The organism is Streptomyces sp. CC0208 (genome assembly GCF_003443735.1).
In the GTDB taxonomy this organism is placed as follows: Bacteria; Actinomycetota; Actinomycetes; order Streptomycetales; family Streptomycetaceae; genus Streptomyces; species Streptomyces sviceus.
The window spans coordinates 840,825-865,641 of the sequence record NZ_CP031969.1 but is presented as its reverse complement, the minus strand read 5'-3'; the positions used below and the strand labels follow the sequence as shown (position 1 = coordinate 865,641).

22 protein-coding genes and 2 pseudogenes are annotated in these 24,817 nt (G+C 71.6%); 17 read left to right on the top strand and 7 right to left on the bottom strand.

The features are described from left to right. Together D1369_RS04030 and D1369_RS04025 are read right to left on the bottom strand one after the other, a co-directional pair. Positions 1-201: a hypothetical protein gene (locus D1369_RS04030; RefSeq protein WP_007386429.1), complete on the bottom strand. Its 201-nt coding sequence runs from the start codon at positions 199-201 to the stop codon at positions 1-3. 196 nt (positions 202-397) lie between these two features. Then, positions 398-1,159, bottom strand: a complete 762-nt coding sequence (locus D1369_RS04025) for a hypothetical protein (protein WP_007386430.1) — start codon at positions 1,157-1,159, stop codon at positions 398-400. Between the two features lie 158 nt (positions 1,160-1,317). Here D1369_RS04025 and D1369_RS04020 point away from each other — a divergent pair, with 158 nt between their 5' ends. Then, positions 1,318-2,496, top strand: coding sequence for a PP2C family protein-serine/threonine phosphatase (locus D1369_RS04020; RefSeq protein ID WP_037902231.1), 1,179 nt, complete (start codon positions 1,318-1,320; stop codon positions 2,494-2,496). A gap of 61 nt (positions 2,497-2,557) precedes the next feature. Here the strand turns inward: D1369_RS04020 and D1369_RS04015 are convergent, their stop codons facing one another. Next, positions 2,558-2,932 (bottom strand): STAS domain-containing protein, encoded by a 375-nt coding sequence (locus D1369_RS04015; protein WP_007386432.1) that lies wholly within the window; start codon positions 2,930-2,932, stop codon positions 2,558-2,560. A gap of 161 nt (positions 2,933-3,093) precedes the next feature. Here D1369_RS04015 and D1369_RS04010 point away from each other — a divergent pair, with 161 nt between their 5' ends. Both D1369_RS04010 and D1369_RS04000 read left to right on the top strand, forming a co-directional pair. Continuing rightward, the gene (locus D1369_RS04010) at positions 3,094-3,576 is read left to right on the top strand and encodes an ATP-binding protein (protein ID WP_007386433.1); all 483 of its coding nucleotides are present in this window, start codon (positions 3,094-3,096) and stop codon (positions 3,574-3,576) included. A gap of 184 nt (positions 3,577-3,760) precedes the next feature. Next, positions 3,761-5,074 carry an MFS transporter gene (locus tag D1369_RS04000; RefSeq protein WP_007386435.1) on the top strand — a complete coding sequence of 438 codons (1,314 nt, stop codon included), beginning with the start codon at positions 3,761-3,763 and terminating at the stop codon, positions 5,072-5,074. A gap of 40 nt (positions 5,075-5,114) precedes the next feature. Here the strand turns inward: D1369_RS04000 and D1369_RS03995 are convergent, their stop codons facing one another. After that, positions 5,115-5,393, bottom strand: a complete 279-nt coding sequence (locus D1369_RS03995; protein ID WP_007386436.1) for a hypothetical protein — start codon at positions 5,391-5,393, stop codon at positions 5,115-5,117. A gap of 439 nt (positions 5,394-5,832) precedes the next feature. On the opposite strand from D1369_RS03995, the gene pgm reads away from it, so the two are divergent. From pgm to D1369_RS03970, 5 genes and pseudogenes are all read left to right on the top strand, one after another. Next, positions 5,833-7,473 carry a phosphoglucomutase (alpha-D-glucose-1,6-bisphosphate-dependent) gene (gene pgm, locus D1369_RS03990; protein WP_007386437.1) on the top strand — a complete coding sequence of 547 codons (1,641 nt, stop codon included), beginning with the start codon at positions 5,833-5,835 and terminating at the stop codon, positions 7,471-7,473. A gap of 6 nt (positions 7,474-7,479) precedes the next feature. Next, positions 7,480-8,379: an amidohydrolase family protein gene (locus D1369_RS03985; protein ID WP_007386438.1), complete on the top strand. Its 900-nt coding sequence runs from the start codon at positions 7,480-7,482 to the stop codon at positions 8,377-8,379. A gap of 51 nt (positions 8,380-8,430) precedes the next feature. Next, positions 8,431-8,592: pseudogene (locus tag D1369_RS03980) on the top strand (VOC family protein); the annotation flags it as partial. Positions 8,593-8,814: 222 nt separating this feature from the next. Further along, the gene (locus tag D1369_RS03975; protein ID WP_007386440.1) at positions 8,815-9,945 is read left to right on the top strand and encodes an SGNH/GDSL hydrolase family protein; all 1,131 of its coding nucleotides are present in this window, start codon (positions 8,815-8,817) and stop codon (positions 9,943-9,945) included. Between the two features lie 38 nt (positions 9,946-9,983). After that, positions 9,984-10,757 carry a hypothetical protein gene (locus tag D1369_RS03970; RefSeq protein WP_237557700.1) on the top strand — a complete coding sequence of 258 codons (774 nt, stop codon included), beginning with the start codon at positions 9,984-9,986 and terminating at the stop codon, positions 10,755-10,757. Between the two features lie 407 nt (positions 10,758-11,164). Here D1369_RS03970 and D1369_RS03965 read toward each other — a convergent pair whose 3' ends face one another. Together D1369_RS03965 and D1369_RS03960 are read right to left on the bottom strand one after the other, a co-directional pair. Next, positions 11,165-12,367 carry a hypothetical protein gene (locus tag D1369_RS03965; RefSeq protein ID WP_037902232.1) on the bottom strand — a complete coding sequence of 401 codons (1,203 nt, stop codon included), beginning with the start codon at positions 12,365-12,367 and terminating at the stop codon, positions 11,165-11,167. Between the two features lie 93 nt (positions 12,368-12,460). Next, the gene (locus D1369_RS03960) at positions 12,461-13,183 is read right to left on the bottom strand and encodes a TetR/AcrR family transcriptional regulator (protein ID WP_118082261.1); all 723 of its coding nucleotides are present in this window, start codon (positions 13,181-13,183) and stop codon (positions 12,461-12,463) included. A gap of 142 nt (positions 13,184-13,325) precedes the next feature. Between D1369_RS03960 and D1369_RS03955 the strand changes: the two genes are divergently transcribed. From D1369_RS03955 to D1369_RS03910, 9 genes and pseudogenes are all read left to right on the top strand, one after another. Continuing rightward, entirely contained in the window at positions 13,326-14,840 is a 1,515-nt protein-coding gene (locus tag D1369_RS03955) for an APC family permease (protein WP_007386444.1), read from the top strand. A gap of 20 nt (positions 14,841-14,860) precedes the next feature. Then, positions 14,861-16,513: an amidohydrolase gene (locus tag D1369_RS03950; protein ID WP_037902234.1), complete on the top strand. Its 1,653-nt coding sequence runs from the start codon at positions 14,861-14,863 to the stop codon at positions 16,511-16,513. A 94-nt stretch (positions 16,514-16,607) separates the two neighbouring features. Continuing rightward, complete coding sequence (locus D1369_RS03945; RefSeq protein ID WP_007386446.1) at positions 16,608-18,266, top strand: NAD-dependent malic enzyme; 1,659 nt, start codon at positions 16,608-16,610, stop codon at positions 18,264-18,266. 322 nt (positions 18,267-18,588) lie between these two features. Next, a complete protein-coding gene (locus tag D1369_RS03935) occupies positions 18,589-19,605 on the top strand; it encodes a LacI family DNA-binding transcriptional regulator (RefSeq protein ID WP_007386448.1) in 1,017 nt (338 codons plus the stop codon). 518 nt (positions 19,606-20,123) lie between these two features. Beyond that, complete coding sequence (locus D1369_RS03930; protein WP_007386449.1) at positions 20,124-21,557, top strand: GH1 family beta-glucosidase; 1,434 nt, start codon at positions 20,124-20,126, stop codon at positions 21,555-21,557. 64 nt (positions 21,558-21,621) lie between these two features. Then, entirely contained in the window at positions 21,622-22,089 is a 468-nt protein-coding gene (locus tag D1369_RS03925) for a helix-turn-helix domain-containing protein (RefSeq protein ID WP_007386450.1), read from the top strand. A 129-nt stretch (positions 22,090-22,218) separates the two neighbouring features. Continuing rightward, positions 22,219-22,379, top strand: a pseudogene (locus D1369_RS03920) (two-component sensor histidine kinase); the annotation flags it as partial. A gap of 200 nt (positions 22,380-22,579) precedes the next feature. Further along, positions 22,580-23,686 (top strand): LLM class flavin-dependent oxidoreductase, encoded by a 1,107-nt coding sequence (locus D1369_RS03915; protein WP_007386451.1) that lies wholly within the window; start codon positions 22,580-22,582, stop codon positions 23,684-23,686. A gap of 64 nt (positions 23,687-23,750) precedes the next feature. Then, positions 23,751-24,182, top strand: a complete 432-nt coding sequence (locus D1369_RS03910; protein ID WP_037902237.1) for a tetratricopeptide repeat protein — start codon at positions 23,751-23,753, stop codon at positions 24,180-24,182. Positions 24,183-24,357: 175 nt separating this feature from the next. Here D1369_RS03910 and D1369_RS03905 read toward each other — a convergent pair whose 3' ends face one another. Then, a complete protein-coding gene (locus D1369_RS03905) occupies positions 24,358-24,714 on the bottom strand; it encodes a VOC family protein (protein ID WP_037902239.1) in 357 nt (118 codons plus the stop codon). Between the last annotated feature and the right edge of the window lie 103 nt (positions 24,715-24,817).

The window sequence follows — 24,817 nt, the reverse complement described above, 5'->3', positions numbered from 1 at the left end:
TCACGCGAGCCCGCGAAGCGCGAGTGGGCTGTGCGCCTCGTGGACCGGGCCGAACCGGAACGCCGGGCAGGCGGCCGGGTCCAGGGATCGGCAGGAGTCCCGCAGGTGTGTCTGATCCTCGGGCAGACCCATCACGTAGTGCCCCGGTCCGGTGATGGTGCGGGCGGCCAGGTCGGTGGGGGACCCCTTGCCGGTGTCCATCGGGGGACGTCCGAGGCGGTACGGGGCAGCGGGCGTCCGCCTCGCCCACCAGGCAGGGCTGCCCCCACTTCGGCGACCACCTCGGCGCATCGGGCCAGGCTCTCAGCGGGGAGCCGCTCCAGGTCAGTACGCCGTGGGCGGCGTCTTCGGTGTGCGCAGCAGGGCGCCGACCGCCGCTGACGGGCTGAGCGGCTGGTCAGGCGTGAGACAGGGCGAAGGAGACCAGGAAGCCGATCACGGTGATCAGCCCGATGGCCAGGTGGGCGTTCTCGAACGCCTCGGGGATCATCGTGTCGGCGATCATGGCGAGGATCGCCCCGGCCGCCACGGCGGTCACCACGGCGATCAAGGCGGGGGAGAAGGAGCCGACCACGGTGTAACCGAGAACGGCCGACACGGTGCTCGCGGCAGCGATCGCGGCCCAGACGCCGAAGACGTATCCCTTGGTGCGGCCGGCCTTCTTCATCCCCGCCGAACTGGACAGCCCCTCCGGCACGTTGCTGATGAACACCGCCGCGACGGTCACCAGGCTGACCGCCCCGCCGTCGAGCAGGCTGACGCCGATCACCGCGGACTCCGGCACGCCGTCCAGCAGCGCGCCGAGCGCGAGCGCCGTCCCGGAGCCGCCCTGCTGGGCCTCCGAGGGCTGCGCCGCCGACTGCTCGTGACCGGAGCGCTTGCGGTGCCGGGCACCCCGGCGGGCCAGCCACACGTTGCCCGCCGTGTAGGCCAGGGCACCGATGAGGGTGCCGACGACCGCGGGAGTCAGCCCTGCCTGGTCGTACGCCTCCCCGACCAGCTCGAAGGAGACCGCGGACAACAGCACCCCGGCACCGAAGGCCATCACGGTCGCGATGATCTTCTGCGGCACCCGCAGCCCGTACCCCAGCGCGGCCCCGAGCAGCAGCGCCGAGCCCGCCACCAGCCCCCACAGTCCAGCTTGTACCACCTCAGCCATGCCGTTGCGTCTACCCGGGACGGATGTAGATCAACGGACGCCGCTTCGATTCAGGGTCCTGGGCGGGTTTGGCGAGCCTTTGACCAGGCAATACAGCCGTATCAGGTGATGACGCGGAGATGTGGGGAAGAAGTTGCGGCAGCCGATGGGAGGTTGCTGTGGAGGGTGCAGATCTGGAACTGGGCGAATTGTTGGCCGCTGCGGAAGCGGCCCCGCCCGGTGAGTCCGTCGACGTCGTGGCGCGCGACCTGCAGAAGCGGTTCGGTGCGGAGCGGGTGTCGTTCCTCTTCGTCGACCTCATCGGTCAGCGCTTGGTACGGCTGGCCGCGGCGGGAGCCGACGGCACGGACGGTGCCGAGCCCATCGAGCTGCAGGGCAGTCTCTACGACAGCGTGCTGCGGAGCCAGCGCCAGCACGTGGAACCGGACGGCCAGGGCGGACGGCGCGTCATCACGCCGGTCACCAACCGCGGCGACTGCCTCGGCGTCCTGGAGGTGACCCTGCAGTGCGCCGACGACACCGTGCTGCGGCAGGTCCGCGACGCGGCACACGCGCTGGCCTACATCATCGTCACGGACGGGCGCTTCACCGACCTCTACCACCTGGGCCGGCGCACCACGAAGACCAGCCTGGCCGCGGAGATCCAGCACCAGCTGCTCCCCTCGGCGCCCTGCTGCGAGGCGGTCCAGTTCACCCTGGCCGCCGGGCTGGTGCCGGCGGACGACATCGGCGGCGACACCTACGACTACACCCTCGACGGCGACACCCTGCATCTGTCCATCACCGACGCCATGGGTCACGACACGAACTCCGCTCTGCTGGCCACCCTGCTGGTCGGTGCGCTGCGGCAGGCGCGCCGCAGCGGCTGCGACGCCCTCAAGCAGGCCGACCACGCCCATCAGGCCCTGCTGAGCCACAGCCGCGGGCTGGCCACCGGGCAGTTGCTGTGCGTCGACCTGGAGACGGGCCTGTGCGAACTGGTCAACGCCGGCCACCCCTGGCCGCTGCGGCTGCGTGAGGGCACCGTCGAGGAGGTGAAGCTCGCCGTCAATCTGCCGTTCGGCGTGGCGGCACCCTCGTCCTACCGCCTCCAACAGCTGCAACTGCGTCCCGGAGACCGTCTGATCCTGCTCACCGACGGCATGCTGGAACGCGGTGCCGCGGCGGCGGACCTGACCTCGGTGATGCACGACACCCGTGAGCTGCATCCGAGAGAAGCCGTCAGAGCCCTGACCGCCGCGGTGCTCGATGCCTGCCATGGCAGCCTTCGGGACGATGCCACGGTCCTGATCCTGGACTGGCACGGCGGACAACGCCGACCGGCCGAACAAGCATGAGCGGGGAGACCAGGGCTCGGCCGAGGAGCGGTTGAGCAGACAGCCTCACCGGCGTCGTGTGTCAGGGGTTCAGGGCCTGCTCGACCGTGGGATGGCAGGCGATGACGGTGTCCAGGCCGACGAGTTCGAACACCCGTGTCACCGACTCCCGGGCCGCGGCCAGGCGCAGCCACCCCTGGGCCGTGCTGACCTGTTGGTGGACCTGGACGAAGACATTGATGCCGGTGGAGTCCAGGAAGGTCACGCCGCTGAGATCCGCCACGACACGGGGTGCCTGACCGTCGTCAGCACCGTCCGGGGGGAGCAGTGCCGTGGTCAGGGCGTCCTTGACATCGTGGTCGATGTCCCCGCGCAGGGTCACCACGCGGATGCCGTCGGCAGTCGTGCGCGCGACGCACAGCCGCTCTGGTCGCTCTGTTGGCGATATGTCGGTCACCGTTCCTCACCTCGGCCAGGCTGCCGGGGCAGCGTTCGCGGACGATTGTGCCCCACCGTCCCGGTCGGCTGCACCGGGCCGCTGTGCCGAACATCGCCTCGGGTGCGCATCCGATGCGCCCCGGTGGGCACTCGCGGTCGGAGACGGGAAGGAAGAGGCTGATGCCGATGGGTTCGCGAGCCGAGGACGGGGACTGTACCGAGCGCGACGGCCAGTGGACACGCGTCGGCTTCGCCCTGGCCGGGGACGACGGATGCATCGCCCGGGCCAGGCGCCACGCGGCCGACTTCCTCGCCCGGCTCCGGGACGAGTACGGCCGGGACATCTCGTCGTACACCGTGGGGACGATCCAGCTCGTCGTCAGTGAGCTGGTCACCAACGCCCTCAAATACGCCCCCGGGCCTGTCGTCATGGAGTTGCGCAGCACCGGTGCCCGGGTGGAGGTCGTCGTCGGGGACAGCAACCCCGCACTGCCGTCGGCGCTGCCCACCGACCCGGACCGCGTCGGCCGGCACGGCCTGGAGATCGTCAGGGCCGTCACCCAGGGCCTCGACATCCAGCGGCTGGCAGTCGGCAAGCGCATCACCGCCCTGATCGCCCTGACCGGCACTCCCGGTCCCGCGCCCCTGGCACGCCCGTGCTGACCAGCTCGTCCCTCGCGACCGGCACCGTGAGCCGGCTCCGCAGCCAGTACGCCGATGACGCCATGGAAACCGACGGCGCCGCGGAAACTGTCGACGCCGCGGAAACCGACGGCGCCGCGGAAACCGACGCCGAGGACCCGGTGCCCCACCGTCACCAGCAGCCCCTCCAAGGGCCCCGACGCTCATGAGCGGATCGGTGCCCCGCACCGGCGGTCCCTCGCCTTTACCGGTCTACCTGACCTCGGCAGTCCTCGCCCGGACCGCCGACGAGGGAGCCCGCGTCGCTCTCGTCATGCTGGCCGCCCAGCGTGCCCACAGCACGACGCTCGGCGGTGCCCTGGTGGCCGCGCTGATGATCCCGCACGTGGCAGCCGCACCGGTGGTCGGCGTTCTGGCCGACGCGGTACGGCGACGCCGTCTCTTCCATGGCGGCGCTGTGGCGCTCTACGGTGCCGCGCTCGTCGCCCTGGCCTTCCTGGTGGGCACGGTCGACGACGGCGTGGCGCTGACTCTGGCCGTTGCCGCCGGGTGTGTCGCCCCCTTGCTGACCGGCGGTCTCACCGGTCTCCTGGCGGATCTGCTCAGCAAGGAACGGCTGACCAGGGCTTTCAGTGCCGACGCGGTGTCGTACAACCTGGCGGGCATCTGCGGGCCCGCTGTCGCGGCGGCCCTGGGCACGGCGGTGGGCGCGGGGGCGGCCCTCGCGGTTCTCGGGGCCGGAGCGATGTCGGGTGGGCTCCTGCTCTTCTCGCTGCGGCTGCGTCCACGGGCCCCGGGACATGCAGGACCACCCGGACATGCCGGACCGGGACGGCTCCGGGCTGCCGACCTGGCGCGGGGAGCGGTCGAGCTGGTCCGCAACTCCCCGTTGCGGTCGGTCACTTGGGGAAGCAGCATGGCACAACTGGGTGTGGGGGCGTTGCCCGTGGTGAGCGTACTGCTGGCCGCCGAGTACCACGCCCCCTGGGCGACGGGCGGGCTGATGACCGCGTTCGCCGCCGGTGCTCTGGCGGGCTCCCTGAGCTACGCCTACCACCCCGTCGGCCGGCACCACCCGGAGCGTGTGGTGCTCTGGGCTCTGCCGGCCACCGGGGTGCCACTGGCGCTGGTGCCCTGGGCCGGTGATGCCGTTGTCGCGGCCGCCTTGTTCGCCATGGCCGGATTCTGTACCGGCCCGCTGTTCAGCGCGCTGCTGGCCGGCCGCGAGCGGTACGCCCCGCCGGGCGCCCGCACCCAGATCTTCACGCTCGGTGCCGGGCTCAAGAGCACCTTCGCGGCCGCCGGGGCGGGCGCGGCGGGAGCTCTCAGTGGGCTGGGAGCCGTACCTCTGATGCTGGGGACCGCCGTGTGCCAGGTGGCCGCCGGCGCTCTGGCCCTCGTCCTGCTGACCGGTCGGCAGACCGGTCCTGCCGGCCGCGGGGCAGGTCCGGCCGAGAACTCCCCCCAGCCTGTGCCTTCCGCCCGGGACACCCGTGCACGAGAGCCTCGGCGTCGATGAAGAACGTGGTCATGGCCCGGCGCGCGAGCCGGGCCGTACGTCATCGGGCGGGTTCGATGCGGAGGACGGCGGCCGCGTCGAGGACGTCGACCACCTTCAGACTCATGGCGTCGTTGATGGTCGCGGCAGGGCCCTCCTCGCAGGTGAACCTGACACCGCCGCCACCCGCCGACGACACACTGCCGCCACCGGAACAGCCGGAGACGCTGTATCCCGACCCGGTCAGCCCGGCAACCATGTCGACCTTGCCGCCGGCGATCGCCGTCACCTTGATCGGCCCGAGGCCGTACGCGGCCGGCACGCTCACCACGTCCCCCACGGCAACCTTGATCTCGCAGGTCCCGTCGGCACACGGCCCGGTCGGCGCGGGCGAGGGCGTGGACGACCGCGTGGGCGTCTGTGCGGGATCGGACGCGGGCCCGGACCCGTTCGGCCGACCCTTTCCCTCGGCGGGGGATCCGTCCGAGGAATCGGAGGAACACCCCGTGAGAACGGCGACCAGGCAAGCGGCAACCGTGGCGACGGCGGCGGTGGATGACGTGCTTCTACGCATCATGACGGCCATTGAACCCCCGTCTCTCGCCTCGTCGGCGGGTTCGCCGGCAGGGTCCCCCTTTCCGGGCACGGGTGAGGCATGGGTGAGGCACGCGTGAGGCACGGGTGCGGACGGAACCCGCGCCCCCAGGCGCGTCCCCGCCGCCCCGTCAGGGGAGAATGATGTCCGTACCCAACGGTCGACCCTTGCGGAGGAGCGGGAAATGCAGAACGCGCGAGCGGGGCAGGTCGCCGGGCCCGAAGACCTCATCGACGTGGCCCGTCTGGTCACGGCGTACTACACGCTGCACCCCGACCCGGCCGAACCGGGACAGCGGGTGGCCTTCGGCACCTCGGGGCACCGCGGTTCGTCCCTCAAGGCGGCTTTCAACGAGGACCACATCGCCGCCACCAGCCAGGCCATCTGCGAGTACCGCGCCGCACAGGGCACCGACGGCCCCCTCTTCCTCGGCGCCGACACCCACGCCCTGTCCGAGCCCGCCCGGATCACGGCTCTGGAGGTGTTCGCGGCCAACGACGTGACCGTCCTCATCGACCAGGCGGACGGCTACACGCCCACCCCCGCCGTCTCGCACGCCATCCTGACCCACAACCGGCACCGGACCTCGGCGCTCGCCGACGGGGTCGTCGTCACCCCGTCGCACAATCCGCCCGCCGACGGCGGCTTCAAGTACAACCCGCCGAACGGCGGCCCCGCCGGTTCCGAGGCGACCTCCTGGATCCAGGATCGCGCCAACGAGATCATCACCGGCGGCCTGAAGGACGTCCGGCGCATCCCGTACGCCCGTGCTCTGGCCGCCCCCGGCACCGGCCGCCACGACTTCCTCGGCGCCTACGTGGCCGATCTGCCGAACGTGCTGGACCTGGAGGCGATCCGGTCCGCCGGCGTGCGCATCGGCGCCGACCCGCTGGGCGGCGCCTCGGTCGCCTACTGGGGCCGTATCGCCGAACAGCACCGGCTCGACCTGACGGTGGTCAATCCGCTCACCGATCCCACCTGGCGTTTCATGACGCTCGACTGGGACGGCAAGATCCGCATGGACTGCTCGTCGCCGTACGCCATGGCCTCGCTCATCGAGCAGCGCGACCGCTTCGACATCGCCACCGGCAACGACGCCGACGCCGACCGGCACGGCATCGTCACGCCGGACGCGGGCCTGATGAACCCCAACCACTACCTGGCCGTGGCGATCTCGTACCTGTTCTCGCACCGCGAGCAGTGGCCCGCGGGGGCCGGGATCGGCAAGACCCTGGTGTCGTCCAGCATGATCGACCGGGTCGCCGCGGACCTCGGCCGGACGCTGGTCGAGGTCCCCGTCGGCTTCAAGTGGTTCGTGGACGGCCTGTCCGACGGCACGATCGGCTTCGGCGGCGAGGAGTCGGCCGGCGCGTCCTTCCTGCGCCGCGACGGCTCGGTGTGGACCACCGACAAGGACGGCATCATCCTGGCCCTGCTCGCCTCCGAGATCACGGCGGTCACCGGCAAGACCCCCTCGCAGCACTACGCCGCGCTCACCGACCGCTTCGGCGCCCCCGCCTACGCGCGCGTGGACGCCCCGGCCTCCCGTGAGGAGAAGGCCCTGCTCGCCAAGCTGTCCCCGCGCCAGGTCACCGCCGACACCCTCGCCGGAGAGCCGGTCACCCAGGTCCTCACCGAGGCGCCCGGCAACGGCGCCGCCCTCGGCGGTATCAAGGTGGCCACCGCCAACGCCTGGTTCGCGGCCCGGCCCTCGGGCACCGAGGACGTCTACAAGATCTACGGGGAGTCCTTCCTCGGCCCGGACCATCTGGGCCGGGTCCAGGAGGAGGCCAGGTCCGTGGTGCTGGCGGCGCTGAACGCCTGACCCGACATGGACGATCACGACGTGGCGACGAACGAGGAGGCCGGTGAGGTCCGCCGTTTCTGGGGCGGCCTTGGTCTGCCGGGGCTGATCGACGTGCACACCCACTTCATGCCCGAGCGGGTCCTGCACAAGGTCTGGGAGTACTTCGACACCAACGGGCCGCTGATCGGCGGCCTGGGATGGCCGATCACCTACCGGAAGGGGGAGGAGGAGAGAACGGCCCTGCTGCGGGGGTTCGGGGTGCGGGCCTTCACCGCGATGCTCTACCCCCACAAGCCCGGGATGGCCAGGTGGCTGAACGAGTGGGCGGCCGACTTCGCCCGCCGCACCCCCGACTGTCTGCACACCGCCACCCTCCATCCCGAGCCCGACGTCGAGACGTACGTCCGCGAGGCCGTCGAAGCGGGGGCGCGGGTGTTCAAGGCGCACGTCCAGGTGGGCGGGTACGACCCTGCCGACGACCTCCTCCGGCGGACCTGGGGGCTGCTGGCCGAGGCGGGCGTCCCCGTGGTGATCCACTGCGGCTCCGGGCCCGCGCCCGGCAAGCACACCGGCCCCGAGCCCATCGCGCGGGTGCTGGCCCGGAACCCGAAGCTGCGGCTCGTCATCGCGCACATGGGCATGCCCGAGTACGAGGAGTTCCTCGACCTCGCCGAGCGGTACGACCAGGTGCGGCTGGACACGACGATGGCGTTCACCGACTTCACCGAGGACTTCATGCCGTTCCCGAGCCGGGCCCTGCCCCGGCTCGCCGCGCTCGGCGACCGCATTCTGCTCGGCTCGGACTTCCCCAGCATCCCCTACCCCTACCTTCACCAGCTCCACGCCCTGGAACGCCTGGACCTCGGACCGGACTGGCTGCGGGCCGTGTGCCACGACAACGCGCACAGTCTGTTCGGCCTCTGACACCGTCCCGGACCAGGGAGATCCCGTATGACGATCCAGCGGATGGACAACGTCCTCATCGCCGTCGACGACATCGACGGCGTCGTCGCCCGCCTGCGCGCCCACGGTGCCGAACTCGTCGGTGAGATCGCGCAGTACGAGAACATCTACCGGCTCTGCTACGTCCGCGGCCCCGAGGGCATCGTCGTCGGACTGGCCGAGCAGCTCGGCTGACCCCGCCGGAGGCCCGGCACGGGCCAAGGGGTGGAGGAAGGGCCGCCGCGACCTCCCCAGGTGTGACGGCCCTTCCTCCGGGTAAGCATCGACCTGCTACCCCGAAGATCCGGACTCATGCCCGACCTGCCACGCCTCGCCCTCGCCGACCGCGTGAAGATCCTTTCGGGAGGGGGCGAACCCGCGTTCCGCCCCGACCGCCTCCCATCGAAGGATGCCCCGATGCAGCCCTCCCCGATCCGTGGCTTATCCCGCTTATCCCGCAGAACCCTGGTCGCCGCCACCGCCGCCGGTCTGGTCGCCGCCGTTGCCGCCCCCTCGCGCGCGGCCGTCGCCGCCTCTCGCCGGTTCCACACGGCGGGCCGGGTCAAAGCCGCCGCCGACGGGTTCGTGCGCTACAGCTGGCCCGGCATCTACTTCGAGGCCCGGTTCCGCGGCACCGGTGTCGGCATCCTCCTCGACGACTCCGTCAACGACTACGACGTCCAGGTGGACGGCAGGACCACGACCACCCTCGTCACTCCCGGCCGGACCACCGCCTGGGTCACGGGGCTCGCCGACACCGAGCACCGCGTGCGGCTCGTCAAACGCACCGAAAGCCCTGGGAGCGAGGGCAGGTTCGGCGGCTTCGTCGCCGCGGCGGGCGGCGCGATCCTGGCCCGGCCCCCGGCCCGCCGCAGGCAGATCGAGTTCATCGGAGACTCCTACACCGCGGGCTACGGCAACCTCTCCGGCACACGTGACTGTTCGGGCAACGGGGGAGTCGACCGGAACACCGACTCCGACCTCTCGTTCGGTGCCCTCACCGCCCGACGCCTCGGCGCCGACTACCAGATCAACGCCTTCTCCGGCCGGGGCATGGTCCGCAACTACAACGGCAGCAGCCCCGGCACCGACTTCCGCACCTACTACGACCGAGCCCTGCTCGGCGTGGAGGGGGACGTCTGGCAGAAGCCGGCCGACTGGCGGCCGCAGGTCGTCGTCATCGGGCTGGGCCTCAACGACTTCTCAACACCCCTGAGCCCGGGGGAGCGTTGGGGCACCGAGACCGAACTGGTCGCCGCCTACGAGTCCGCCTACCACGGCTTCCTCGACAAGCTGCGCGCCCGCTACGGCCCCCGGACGTTCCTCGTCGTCAGCGCCACCGACCTGGGCTCCAGCCCCTTCGCCGAGACCGTCGAGGGGATCGCCCGCACCCGCAACGCGCGGGGCGACGAGCGGGTCGGCCACTGGTACTACGACGACCCCGCCCTGGACCACCTGGGCTGCGACTGGCACCCCTCCGCGCGGGACCACCGCCTCATCTCCGGCCTGCTCGACGACCACCTCGCCACCCTGCCGCTGTGCTGTTAAGGGGCCCGCGGGTCCCGTTTCAGCTGATGCAGAGCAGGTTGAGCACGCACAGCCCCGACGGATCGCTCGCGGATGACGACGTGGTCGTCTGCGAAGTCTGCGAGCTGCCGCTGTTCGAGCCGGTGTTCGAGCCGGTGTTCGTGTTCGTGCTCGTGCTCGTCGTGCTGTCCGTGCCGGTGGACGAGGAAGAGGTCTGCCCCGTTGTCGTCGTGCCGGTCGTGCCCGACGTCGTGGTGGTCGTGCCGGTCGTGCCGCCGGTGTCGGCGCCGGCCGCGACCGACGTCGAGAGCGTCCCCTGGGACTGCGCCCGCGAGGCGGTCGTCGCCGTGGGCGTGGGGGAGGCGGCGGAGTCCGTGTGGACCGACGACCGGGTCGTCGTGGACTCGGAGCCGACTGTCCGCCGGTGCGAGCCGACCTTCGTGGAGGGGGTCGTCGTGGACGCCTGGCGTGCCGTGGCGGGCGACGACGCAGGAAGGCCGTCGTCCGAGGTGGGCAGCTCCGCCACCCCCATGGACCGGTTGTCCGGTGAGGTGGACGCCTGGGTCCGGGTGTGGGACTGCTGGTTCATCGCGGAGACGGTCAGGCCGCCACCGACGAGGGCCACCGCGGTCGCGACCACGGCCTTGCGCTGGTTCTTCTTCCAGCGGGCCCGCTGGCGCCGCCGTGCCGCCCGCCCCTCCGCCACCACCGGTGCGTCCGCCACGTCCTCCGACGGGACAGCGGGGTCGGCCGCCGGCTCCTCGGGGAGGCCCGCGTCGTGCCACTTGGGTGCTTCGTCCCACGCCGCTGCCGCCGTGCCGGTCGTCGCGTAGACGTGGGCGGGGGGAGCGATGTCCGGGGCGTAGGCGCCGCATCCGGGGCACGCCAGGGCGCCGTTGAGATGCCGACGGCACGAGGAGCAGTAGTCCATCTGGTCTTCCTGAGTCGACTGCACCATCGGCCCTTTGGCCGTGGCCGGTCTCGTTCGCACGGAGGATCGAGCCGAGGCAAAAGTAGCGAGGCTATCGAAAGGCGGTGTGCAGCCTGTGTGATGCTCCTGCGCAGATGTCCGAGGGGTGCGGTGGGTGCAAGGGGCGTACGTCGCATTCACGCCACTTGTCCGCCACTTGACCGCCCCACGGTCCCCGGCACGGCGAGTTGGCCGTGACCGGGGCCCGCGCCGCCGGGCCGGTGCTGCGAGGCACGTCAGCCCGCCTCAGGAACCCCTCGAAGGTCAGCCTTACCGGGCCGTCCAGAGGGTGGCGTGGTAGACGCCGTCGGGACTGGACGGATCGGCCGATGGCAGCGCGCTGTTGCCGACCGCGGCTCCGCGCCGGTCCACGTCGGACGCCGTGGAGTGGACGCCGCCGATGGCGGGCAGGAGTGTGAACGCGCCGGTGTCGACCCGGTACACGTAGGCGAAGGGCCCGGGGTTGGTGTCGCCGGCGGCGTACTTTCCGGCCACGCCGTTGATGTAGGTCCGGCCGGGTCCGGGTCCGAAGGCCGACAGGGTCCTGGTGCGGAGGTCGTAGGCGTACGCGCCTGGACGCGTGGTGGCGAGCACGGTGTGCCCGGTCACGATCGGGCGGTAGGCCATCTCGGGGCCGAGGTCGGACCAGACCCCGCTGCGGATGTCGTACGCGAAGCCGCGCTCCGGGGGCCTGTCGGAGGAGCCGTCCGGCTTCGGCTGGAAGGTGCCGACGACCGTGTGCCCGGTGACCGAGGTGACCTTGCTGGAGACCCCGTTGTCGTACCTGCTCAGGTCGGTCCAGGCCCGGGTGCGCAGGTCGTGGACAAAGGCGTGGCCGCCCTCGAACGGTGTGCCGGGGTGGTCCCAGGTCCCCGCGACGTACCGGCCCTCGGAGATCCCGGCCGCGGTGCTGGTGCCGTCCGGGCCGACCGGAGAGCCGAGTTCGGTCTGGACGTGGGTGCGCGCGTCGTACGCGTAGGCGTGGGTGTTCTGGTCGCCGGGTGTCCTCGCGCTGCCCACCACTACGCCGCCGTCGATGCCGCTGACATGGCTGCCACTGCCGCCGAAGGTTGCGATGGTGTGCGTCCGGTGGGTGCGCAGGTCGTGGACGAACCCGCGGCTGTTGCCGTCGGCCAGTGTGGAGTCGCCGATCACGTAGCGGCCCTCGACGTCGAGCGCGGAGCTGGACGTCCCCCCGAGGGTGCCGAGGTCGGTCATGACACGGGTGGACCGGTCGTACGCGAAGGCGTGCCACTCGAAGTCGTCGGCGAGCGCGGAGCTGCCGACCACCGTGTCACGGTCGAGTGCGACCCCCGAGCTGTAGGCGCCGCCGAGGGTGCCCAGGTCGAGAGCGGTGTACCGCGGTGAGGACGGCTTCGGGGCGTGGGCGAGTGCCGGGCCCGAGCCGAGTCCGAGCAGTGCGAGCGCGAGCGCCGCGACCGTGGCGCGGGCACCTAATCGTCTGTGTCTCATGGAGTCCCCCCTGTGGACCGGGTGTGCGATCTGGTCGTTGCTACCGTCCGGCCCCACCGGTCAACCGCCGCCCCACGGAACGTACGGAAAAACTCAGCCGGGTGACGTGCCCCCTGTGGACGTCCGGTGTGCCGGTGCGCGCGCCGCCAGCGCCTCCAGCAACAGGTCCACGGCCTCCTCGAACGAGCTGTCCGCCATCCCCGGCAGCTCGCGGCGTACCGCGGTGAGCGCCGGGTACGCCACCGGGTCCAGGTCCTGGTAGACCTCCCGCCACGCCCGGTGGTCGGCCTCGCGCTGCGGCCCGGGGAGTGCCAGGAACGCCGCCTCCGTCGCCGCGTGGCTCAGCACGGTGTCGATGAAGGCCAGGTAGAGGCGTGCGGCGGCGGCCGGCTCGAAGCCCGCGGACAGCAGCAGTCCGATCCCCGTGTCCACCGCCTGGATCTCGCTCGTGCGCCGGGTCACCCGGTGCGCGGCCAGGGCGGCCGCCCGCGGATGGGCGAGGTATCCGGCACGGACCCGCTGGGCCATCTCGCGCAGCGAGGCCACCCAGTCGTCCCCGGGGACGAACCCCGCCATCGCGTCGCCGATGATCCGGTCCGCGATGGCGAGCACCAGGTCGTCGGTGTCGTGGAAGTAGCGGTAGAGGGCGGTCGGGTCGCAGCCCAGCGCCGCGCCGAGCCGTCGCACGCTCAGCGCCTCGGAACCGTGCTCGCCGATCAGCCGCAGGGCGGTCCCGACGATCAGGTCCTCGGACAGCAGGACACCGGAGCGGGTGGGCCGCCGGCGTCGGCGTTCCTCGGGGACACGGCTGGACATGACCGGTTTCCTCTCGCCGGGGCCCTCAGTGAACGACCCGCGGCCGCCTTACGTCAACAGGGTTGACCCAATGTGGACGTCGGCTGTTCCATCACCTCACCGCGCGGCTCTTCCCCGTCTCCCGTCCCCCGAGGAGCCCTCCATGTCGTCCAGACCGCCCCTCTCCTCCGCACCGAGCGCACCGAGCCCCGATCTGCGCCGTTCCCTCGGCGTGGTCGACGGCGTGGCCATCGCCGCCTCCAGCACCGCGGCCACCACCAGCATCGCCATCGGCATGGGCACGATCGCGACCATCGTGGGCCTCCAGGCCCCGGCACTGCTGCTCCTGGCGTTCCTGCCGGTCCTCGGCATCGCCACCGCCTACGCCCGCCTGAACCGCTCGGAGCCGAACTGCGGCAACGGCTACGTCTGGGTCGGCAGGTCACTCGGCCCCTGGCCCGGCTTCCTGACCGGCTGGGTCACCCTGGTCGGCTCGGTCATCTTCTGCGCCTACACCAGCGCGATCATGGGCTCGGTCGTCCTGGCCTTCGCCAACAAGGCCGGTCTGCACAGCGTCGCCGGAATCGCCCTCGATCCGACGTCCACCGGTGTCACGACGGCGGTCGGCCTGGTGATCCTCCTCGCCCTCACCGCCCTGGCCGTCACCGGCGTGCGGGCCGCCACCCGCTTCCAGTTCGCCCTCCTGGTCTTCGAGTACACGGTCCTGCTGGCCTTCTGCGGCTGGGCCATGGTCACCGGCGACCACCCCCTCTCGCTGTCCTGGTTCAACCCCTTCGAGATCTCCAGCGGCACCACCTTCGCGCAGGGCATGGTCCTCGCGGTGTTCTTCTTCTGGGGCTGGGACGCGGCCTTCAGCGTCAACGAGGAGACGAGGAGCCCGGGCGACGCCGCCCGCGGCGGCCTCATCGCCCTGTTCGCCATGCTCGGTCTGTTCCTCTTCGCCTCGGTCGCCTTCCAGCGGGAGATGAGCCTGGCCGAACTCGTCAGGAACGGCCCCCAGGCCCTGCCGTACCTCGGCGAGAAACTGGCCGCCGAACCCTGGGCCACCCTCCCCCTGGTCGCGCTGATGTTCTCCGCGGTCGCCTCCGTGCAGGCCACCCTGATCCCCACCGCACGCGGCCTGTTCGCCATGAGCCGCGACCGCACGATGGGACCGGGGTGGACCCGCGTCCACCCGCGCTACGGCACTCCCGCCGCCGGCACGGTCGTCGTGATGTCCGTCGCCGGTGTGATCGCCGTGCTCGCCGTCGCGATCCCCAAGCTGAGCGACATGCTGCTGGCCGCCGTCAACGCCATCGGCCTGATCGTCGCCCTCTACTACGGCCTCACCGCGCTCGCCTGCGCCGTGCGCTTCCGCTCCGCGCGTCACGAGGGAGCACGGGAGGCGCTGCTCGCGATCGGCGTGCCCGCTGTGTCCGGCCTGATCCTGCTCGGCCTCGGCGGCTACCTCGGATACTCCTACCTGACCATGAGCGACCACTTCGAACTCAGCCCGGACAACGGCTGGTTCATGTTCTCGCTGCCCGCCGCGATCGTCCTCGCCGGCCTCGGCATGGCCGCCGTCGCCAAGTACGTGCGGCACTCGCCGTACTTCACCACGGGCCGCGGCACCGACGCCGAGTCCCTGACCCTGCCGATGGACCGTACGGCGGTCTGACCCCTCTGGAGTTCACCCCCATGTCACACACCGCGGACCTCGTCCTCACCGGCGGTCCCGTGCACACCGTCGATCCCGCCCGCAGCCGCGCCACCGCCGTGGCCGTGCGCGACGGGCGGATCGCCGCCGTGGGCCACGACGAGGTGCACGAACTGATCGGCCCGCACACCGAAGTCGTCGACCTGGCAGGGAAGTTGCTGCTCCCCGGTTTCCAGGACGCCCATGTCCACCCGCAGGGCGCGGGCCTCGAACTCGGCCTGTGCCACCTCGCCGACACCGTCGACCCGGCCGAGTACCTGCGCAGGATCAAGGCGTACGCCGACCAGAACCCCGACGCCGAGTGGATCACCGGCGGCGGCTGGTCCCTTGAGGCGTTCCCCGGCGGGGCGCCCACCGCCGCGGCCCTCGACGCGGTCGTCCCCGACCGGCCCGTCTTCCTGCCCAACCGCGACCACCACGGCGCCTGGGTCAACAGCCGCGCCCTGGAACGCGCGGGCATCGACGCCCGTACCCCGGACCCCGCCGACGGCCGGATCGAACGCGACGCCGACGGCACCCCCACCGGCATGCTCCAGGAAGGCGCCGTCCACCTGGTCGGCAGGCTGGTCCCGGACCCCACCTTGGAGGAACAACTCACGGCCCTCCTGCGGGCGCAGGCCGTACTGCACTCGTACGGCGTCACCGCCTGGCAGGACGCCATCGTCGGCGCGTACGCCAACATGACCGACCCGGCGCCCTCCTACCTCGCGGCCCTCGACCGGGGCCTGCTCACCGCCCGGGTCGTCGGCGCCCTGTGGTGGGACCGTGAGCGGGGCGCCGAACAGATCCCCGAACTCCTCGCCCGCCGCGAGGAGTTGAACCGGGGCCGGTTCCGCGCGACCACCGTGAAGGTCATGCAGGACGGCATCGCGGAGAACCACACCGCCGCGATGCTCGATCCCTACCTGACCGGCTGCGGCTGCTCCTCGGACAACAGCGGCATCAGCTTCGTCGAGCCGGGCGACCTGAGGAAGTACGTCACCGAGCTGGACGCGTCCGGTTTCCAGGTCCACTTCCACGCGCTCGGCGACCGCGCGGTGCGCGAGGCGCTGGACGCCGTGGAGTCCGCCCGTACGGCCAACGGATGGCGTGACACCCGGCACCACCTGGCACACCTCCAGGTCGTGCACCCGCACGACGTCCCCCGGTTCCGCGCCCTGGGCGCGAGCGCCAACCTCCAGATGCTGTGGGCCGCCCACGAACCGCAGATGGACGAACTGACCCTGCCCTTCCTCGGCGACGAACGCGGCGCACGCCAGTACCCCTTCGGTGACCTGCTGCGCGCCGGAGCCACCCTGGCCGCCGGCAGCGACTGGCCGGTCAGCAGCCCCGACCCGTTCCAGGCCATCCATGTCGCCGTCAACCGGATCGCCCCGGGCGCCCCCGAGGGCACCCCGGAGTTCCTCCCCGGGCAGCGCCTCGACCTGGGCACCGCCCTCGCCGCGTACACGGCGGGCAGCGCCCACGTGAACCACCTCGACGACATCACCGGCAGCATCGCCGTGGGCAAGTCGGCCGACCTCGTCGTCCTCGACCGCGACCCGTTCGCGGGCCCGCCCGAGGAGATCGCCGCCACGCGCGTCCTCGAGACCTTCGTCGAAGGGCAGCGGGTCCACGCGGCGCGGGACGCCTGAGCCCGCCGGACGGCCGTGCGGGGCGGCTGATTCGGATGGCGGTCGACGGGGCACAGGAGTAGCTGGTCTGAAACCCGTCGACCCGAGGAACGTCATGGCACCACACAACCCCGCCCAGGTTCGCGGAGCGGCCCTGCTCGCCGATCCCCTCCTCAACAAGGGCACCGCCTTCAGTTCCGATGAGCGCGCCGAGCTCGGCCTGGACGGGTTGCTGCCACCGGCGACCGAGACCCTCGCGGAACAGACCGACCGGGCGTACGAGGCGTTCCTCGGCTACGACAAGCCCCTCAACCGGCACATCTACCTGCGCCAGCTCCAGGACACCAACGAGGTGCTCTTCTACGGCCTGCTCACCCGCCACCTGGAGGAGATGCTGCCGGTCGTCTACACACCGACGGTCGGCGAGGCCTGCCGCCGCTTCAGCGAGATCTACCGCAGGCCGCGCGGACTGTTCCTGACCTACGAGGACCGCCACCGCTACCGGGAGATCCTGCGCAACCGGCCGGGCGGCGAGGTCGACGTCATCGTCGTCACCGACGGCCAGCGCATCCTGGGCCTCGGCGACCAGGGAGTCGGCGGCATGGGCATCCCGATCGGCAAGCTCAGCCTCTACACCGCCATCGGCGGCATCCACCCGGCCCGCACCCTGCCGATCCTCCTCGACGTCGGCACCGACAACGAGCAGCTCCTGAAGAACGAGCACTATCTCGGCCGCAGGCAGCACCGCGTCACCGGCGACGCCTACGACGAGATGATCGAGGCGTTCGTCTCCGCCGTGGAGGCCGAACTCCCCGGCACCCTGCTCCAGTGGGAGGACTTCGCGACCGCCCACGCCCGCCCGATCCTCAGCCGCTACCAGGACCGGCTGCTCACCTTCAACGACGACATCCAGGGCACGGCGGCCGTCGCGCTGGGCGCTCTGACCACCGCCACGAAGGTCGCCGGAGCCTCCCTGACCGACCACCGGATCGTGGTCCTGGGCGCGGGATCGGCGGCGATCGGCGTCGCCGACATGATCCGTACCGCACTCGTGGAGGAGGGCCTCTCCGAGGAGGAGGCGGCCGACCGGTTCTGGTTCGTCGACATCGACGGCCTGCTGGTGGACTCCCGCACCGACCTCACCCCCGAACAGCGCGTCTACGCCCGCGACGAGGCGGACCTACGGCAGTGGGGCGGGGATGCGCCCGACCTGGCCCGGGTCGTCGGCGAGGTGAAGCCGACGGTGCTGATCGGGCTGTCCACGGCCCACGGCGCCTTCACCGAGGAGATCGTGCGGACCATGGCCGACTCCTGCGACCGGCCGGTGATCCTCCCGCTGTCCAACCCGACCTCGAACGCCGAGGCCGACCCCGCCGATCTCGCCCGCTGGACCGACGGCAGGGCCCTGATCGCCGCCGGGTCGCCTTTCCCGCCGCTGGAGGTGGACGGCCGCGAAGTGCCGGTCGCGCAGGCCAACAACGTCTACGTCTTCCCCGCTGTCGGACTGGCGGTCACCGCCTGCCGGGCCCGCCGGGTGACCGACCGCATGATGGTCGCGGCGGCCCGTGCCGTCGGGGACTGCGCGGTACGGGCGGGCACCGACGGAGCCACTCAGCTGCTGCCCCCGCTGGCCAGCATGCGGGACGCGGCCCGCGAGATCGCGCTCGCGGTGGCGCAGGCCGCCGTGGAGGACGGAGTCGCCCCCGAGGCGACGGAGTCCGAACTGCGTGACGCGATCGCTGAGGCCCAGTGGACACCGCGGTACACGGCCTGAACCCCGGACCGGTGTGCGGTCGCGGGCAGTTCTCGCAGCGCTCGGTACCCGGTCCGAGCCGGACGCCGTCCGCCAGGGGCCCGCGCGACCGTGGCCAGGTTGTCACCCAGGTGGCGCTCACGGCCGAGGGCGCGGAGGCGCACCGGGCGAAGTCTCCGCGCCGCAGGTGCGAGTCGTTCGTGGACGGTTCGTCCAGCCGCCGGAGCCGGAAGGCCTGACGGCGTCGCACACGCCGGAGGCGAAGAGGCGGCCCCGCGCCTGTGACAGTATCGGCGGTGGGCGTGAGCCCGCCTGCTGGGGTCGAGGGCAGAGGACGAGTGACATGGACCGGCCGCCGGGCATGATGGACGTGGCCCGGGAGGCCGGCGTCTCCCACATCACCGTCTCCCGTGTCGTCAACGGCCACCCGTCGGTCCGGCCGGAGACCAGGGCCCGGGTCGAGGCGGCGATCCAGAAGCTGGGATACCGCCGCAACAGCGTCGCCAGGGCCCTCAAGAGCCGGCGTTCCTCGACGATCGGCGTGGTGATCGTCGGGTCGGAACTGTTCGAGCTGCCGCGCATCCTCCTCGGCGTGGAGACCGCGGCCAAGCAGGCCGGTTACTGGGTGAGCCTGGCCAGCCGGCAGGGCGAGGGCACCACCGGCGACCTCCTGGAGACGCTGCAACGGCTCACCGACCAGTCGGTGGAGGCGATCGCGGTCGTCGCCGACCGGCCCGGCACGGTGGAGGTGCTGTCCGACCTCTCCCTGGGGGTTCCGGTGGCGGTGGTGATGTCCGGCAACGTGCCCAGCCCCGAGCTGAGCTTCGTCGAGGTCGACCAGGAACTCGGCGCCCGGCTCGCGGTCCGGCACCTCCTCGACCTCGGGCACCGGAACATCGCCCATCTGACGGGTGCGCTGCGCACCTTCGACGCCCGGGCCCGCGTCGAAGGCTGGCGGGCCGAACTCACCGCCGCGGCAGCCGAAGGAGCCCAGCTGGAGGGCGACTTCACGGCGGAGAGCGGGTTCCGCCTGGCCCACGAACTCTGCGACGCCGACAGCGGCCTGCCCACCGCGGTCTTCGCGGGGAACGACCAGATGGCCATGGGCGTGCTGGCCGCCTTCGCCGAACGGGGGGTGAAGGTGCCGCACGACGTGGCGGTCGTCGGCTTCGACGACATGAAGGGCGCCGGATACCTGGTCCCCGCCCTGACCACCGTCCGCCAGGACTTCGCCCACCTCGGCAGGAGCGCCATCGAGCTGTTGGTGCGCATGGTGGGCGGGGCCCCGGCACAGCAGCAGAAGATCACACCGCAGCTCGTCGTACGGCACAGCACCGCCGTACCCCGCGCGGGCTCCTGAACCGCGGCAACGCTCCGAAGTTCCGCCGCCCAGCACACAGCAAGGGGCCTCCCCCAGGGAGAACGAACAGCACATGCGTGATCGCGAGCTCGGCACCCCCGGACTGACCGTGTCGGAGATCGGCTACGGCGCCTGAGCAGCGGGTCGAGCAGCGGGTCGACGCGATCCTCGCCGACCTGGGCATCGGTGCCGACGAACTCCCGTCCGCCGCCCTGCGGTTCGCCCTCGCGGGGCAGACGGTCTCCACGGCCATCGTGGGCATGAGGTCCCTGACGAACGTCGAACGCAACGCGGCGATCACGGACGCCCCGCCGCTCACCCCGCGGGAGCTGTCCCTCTTGGCCTCGCCCGCCCCGGCCTCGACATCGCCGACGCCGGCACCCCGAGGCGGACGGGGGCGGACGGGGGCGGGAGCGGGTTTGGTCGGGGCGAGGGCCTTGACAGCTTGTTAACGTTAACATCACCGTGGTTCCAGGACTCCGTCCCCACCCTTTGGCCATCACCGGAAAGCGACCCGCATGTCGACAGCCCAGCCCCTGTCCTTCCCCGCGCACTTCCTCCTCGGCTCCGCGACCGCCGCCTACCAGATCGAGGGCGCCGCCGACGAGGACGGACGCGGCCCCTCCATCTGGGACACCTACTCCCACACGCCGGGCAAGACGTGGAACGGCGACACCGGTGACGTGGCCGCCGACCACTACCACCGCCTCGACGAGGACCTCGACCTCATGGCGTCCCTGGGCCTGAAGGCCTACCGGTTCTCCATAGCCTGGCCGCGCATCCAGCCCACCGGCCGGGGCCCGGCCAACCCCAAGGGCCTGGACTTCTACAGCCGCCTGGTCGACGGCCTGCTGCAGAGGGACATCGTCCCCGTCGCGACCCTGTACCACTGGGACCTTCCGCAGGCCCTCGAGGACGAGGGCGGCTGGACGAACCGCGCGACCGCCTTCGCCTTCGCCGACTACGCCCGTGTCGTCGGCGAAGCCCTCGGTGACCGTGTCGCGATCTGGACCACGCTGAACGAGCCGTGGTGCTCCGCCTACCTCGGCTACGGCGCCGGAGCCCACGCCCCCGGCCGCAGCGACGGTGCCGCGGCCCTGGCCGCGGTCCACCACCTCAACCTCGCCCACGGGCTGGCGGTCCAGCAGCTGCGGGAGGTCACCACCAACGATCCGCAGTACTCGGTCACCCTCAACTTCCACGTGCTGCGCGGTGAGGGGGACGGTGCCGAGGAGGCCGTACGCCGGATCGACGCGCTGGCCAACCGCGCCTTCACCGAACCTCTGTTGCGCGGCCAGTACCCGCAGGACCTCCTGGCGGACACCGCGTCCGTCACGGACTGGTCGTTCGTCGAGGACGGCGACCTCGCGCTGATCCACCAGCCCCTGGACCTGCTCGGCGTCAACTACTACGCCACCACCACGGTCCGGCTGTGGGACGGCACGACGGCGCGTCAGAACAACGACGGGCACAAGGACATGGGCGGCTCGCCCTGGCCCGGCTCACCCCAGGTCGAGTTCGTCGCGCAGGAGGGCCCGCACACCGCCATGGGCTGGAACATCGACCCCGACGGACTCGAAGAGCTCCTCCTGGACCTGCACGCCCGGTTCCCGGACCAGCCGTTGGTCATCACCGAGAACGGAGCGGCCTTCGAGGACCACGTCGTCACCCGCTCCGACGGCAGTCACGCCGTGCACGACCCGGAGCGCGTCGACTACCTCCACCGGCACTTCGTCGCCGCCCACCGGTCGCTCACCGCGGGCGTCGATCTGCGTGGGTACTTCGTGTGGTCGCTGATGGACAACTTCGAGTGGGGCTACGGCTATTCGAAGCGCTTCGGCATCGTCCACGTCGACTACGAGACCCAGCGCCGCACCCTGAAGGACAGCGCCCTGTGGTACCGGGAACTGGCGACGACGGGCAGCATCCCGACGCCGGGAGCCGGGGAGTAGCCGACGGGGCCGCGGCCCGCACCGCACTGTTCGGTGACCTGTCAACTACGTCTACACTTTTTTCATGGGAGAGACGGTGCGATGGCTGACGCCGGAGGAGCAGCGCGCCTGGCGGGGCTTCGTCCGGTTGCATGAGCGGCTCGGCGGCCGTCTCGGACGCAGGCTGCAGTCCGAGTCCAAGGTGTCGCCTGCGGACTTCGCGGTGCTGGTCCATCTGACGGACACCCCGGAGGGGCGGCAGCGGTACCAGGATCTGGCCCGGGCGCTGGAGTGGGAGAAGAGCCGGATGTCCCACCACATCGCGCGGATGGCGGGTCGGGGCCTGGTGGCCCGGGAGGAGTGCGCCGAGGACGCGCGCGGTGCCTTCGTCGTCATCACGGACGCCGGCCGGGCGGCGATCGAGGCGGCGGCCCCACGTCATGTCGAGGCGGTGCGCGAACTGTTCGTGGACCACGTCACACCGGCCGAGCTGCGGGTCCTGGCCGAGGTCTCCGAGCGGATCATCGCCAAGCTGGACGAGGACACGGGCTGACTCCACCGGGGGACGAAGTCCGGGATGAGCGTGCCGGTGCCGGCCACCGCCCAGGCGATGAGGGCGCCGGTCCAGCGGCTCCGCCCAGCGCGGTGGGGTCTTCGGCCGGGCTTCCCGGGGTGCGCGGGCGGCCGTACGGTCCTGATCGTCGGCCTGGTGGCGCTGCTCGCGGTCGTCGCCTCGGTGCTGCCGGTGATCCGCCAGGCCAACAAGCCGGTCTCGCCGAGGCCGCGGAACGTTTCGGCTCCCGTGGCCCGCGGCCCCGGCGCAAGCGGTACGGCGTCCCCGAGTGAAGGCCCTGGAGCCCGCCGACTTCCCCGCCCGCCTGGATCTCTGCCGAATTCCGCCGAGCTCCTCGACGCCACCGCAGCCACGCCACCGTCCTCGACGTGGGAGCCCACCGCGCGGATCTCAGGAGCGGAATAGCCAGGGGAGGGGGCGTGTTGGAGGGGCATAGTTGATGTATCAACCGACAGAGGGGCTGAGGGCGATGCAGTTCGGCATCTTCACCGTCGGGGATGTGACCACGGACCCGAACACGGGTCGCACCCCGACCGAGCGCGAGCGGATCAAGGCGATGACCGCGATCGCGCAGAAGGCCGAGGAGGTCGGACTCGACGTCTTCGCGACCGGTGAACACCACAACCGGCCGTTCGTGCCCTCGTCGCCGACCACCCTGCTCGGGTACATCGCCGCACGCACCGAGCGCATCATCCTCTCGACGTCCACCACGCTGATCACCACGAACGACCCGGTGAAGATCGCCGAGGACTACGCGATGCTCCAGCACCTGGCCGACGGGCGCGTCGACCTGATGATGGGCCGCGGCAACACCGGCCCGGTGTATCCGTGGTTCGGCAAGGACATCCGGGACGGCATCAGTCTGGCCGTCGAGAACTACGCCCTGCTGCGCCGGCTGTGGCGCGAGGACGTCGTGAACTGGGAGGGCAAGTTCCGTACGCCGCTCCAGGGCTTCACCTCGACGCCCCGGCCGCTGGACGGCGTACCGCCCTTCGTCTGGCACGGCTCCATCCGCTCCCCGGAGATCGCCGAGCAGGCCGCCTACTACGGTGACGGGTTCTTCCACAACAACATCTTCTGGCCCAAGGAGCACACCGGGAAGCTGATCGACCTGTACCGGGAGCGGTACGCGCACTACGGCCACGGCACGCCCGAGCAGGCCGTCGTCGGCCTCGGCGGCCAGGTCTACATGCGCCACAACTCCCAGGACGCCGTCAGGGAGTTCCGCCCGGTCTTCGACCACTCACCGGTGATGGGAGGCGGGCTCTCGATGGAGGAGTACATGCGACAGACCCCGCTCACCGTCGGCACACCGGACCAGGTCATCGAGAAGACCCTGTCCTTCCGTGCGTACGCCGGTGACTACCAGCGTCAGCTGTTCGTGGTGGACGGCGGTGGCATCCCGCTGAAGACCGCGCTGGAGCAGATCGACCTGCTGGGCGAGGAGGTGGTTCCGGTGCTGCGCGAGGAGTTCGCCAGGAACCGGCCGGCCGACGTGCCCGACGCCCCCACCCACGCCTCCCTGCTCGCCGCCCGCGAGGCGGAGCGGGCCGCGACCGCCGAACCGGCGGTCTGACCATTCGACAGCCACTGACCGCACTCCGGCCCGCGTGAGGACGCGTCCGGGAGACGGAGGAATCATGACCGACCAGTTCAACGCGTACCCGGCGACCGGCGGGGTGGCGCCCGACCGCTGGGCGAGCGCGCTGCACCTCTTCGACAACGGCGTCGGCGTGCCGCACGAGGAGACCACCGTCGAGCGCTGGGAACGGGCCGGGTTGCTGTTCGAGGCGCGGGACTACAGCGGTGCCGCGAAGCTCCTCGCCGACGTCGTCGAGGAGGCCCCGGAACAGACCGGACCCCGGCTGCTGTTGGCCCGCGCCTACTACCACTCCGCACAACTGCGCCGTGCGGAGGACCAGTTGCGGGTGATCGTCGAGCGCGATCCGGTGGAGCACTACGCCCACCTGATGCTGGGCCGCACCCTGCAACGACTGGGCCGTCCCGAGGAGGCGGAGCCCTGGCTGCGGATGGCCGGGGCGTTCGCGGGGGATTTCCCGGACGACGAGTGAGCGGCGCGGGGCCGTACGTACGCGACACCGGGATTCATCGAGGCTCGTCGGCGGTTCTCGAGCGTCTGGCAGTGGGACCGGGCGGAGCCCGGCCGCTTCCGGATCCGGCACACCGGCTCAGAGCAGAGCCGGCGCCTCGTCCGGCCCGCCCCCGGAGTGGCGGGGCGTCGGCCGGTCAGTCGGCGGGCTGCCACAACTCGATGCGATTGCCCTCCGGATCGGTGACCCAGCCGAATCGACCGACACCCTCCATGTCCTGTGTCTCCTCGGCCACGTCCGCTCCGCCGGCCCGCAACTGCGCGAGCATCGCCTCCAGATCGCGGACCCGGAAGTTGAGCATGGTCTGCTGGGCCCGGGACCCGAAGTAGTCGGTCGCGGACTCGAACGTCGCGAACACCGTGGGCCCGGCTTCCTGCCCCCACAGGCCGTTCTCGTCGGCCTCCAGACCCAGCTGGTCGCGGTACCACGCGCTCAGGGCCACGGGGTCCGCGGCCCTGAGGAAGTACCCGCCGATTCCCAGTACACGTTCCATGCCTCCCATCCTGCCAGCAGGGCGGACCGGCGGCCCGGCATCTCCGGAACCGTGGTGGGACCCGCCCTCCGGCGGCGACGCGCGGCCTCCTCACGCCACGCTG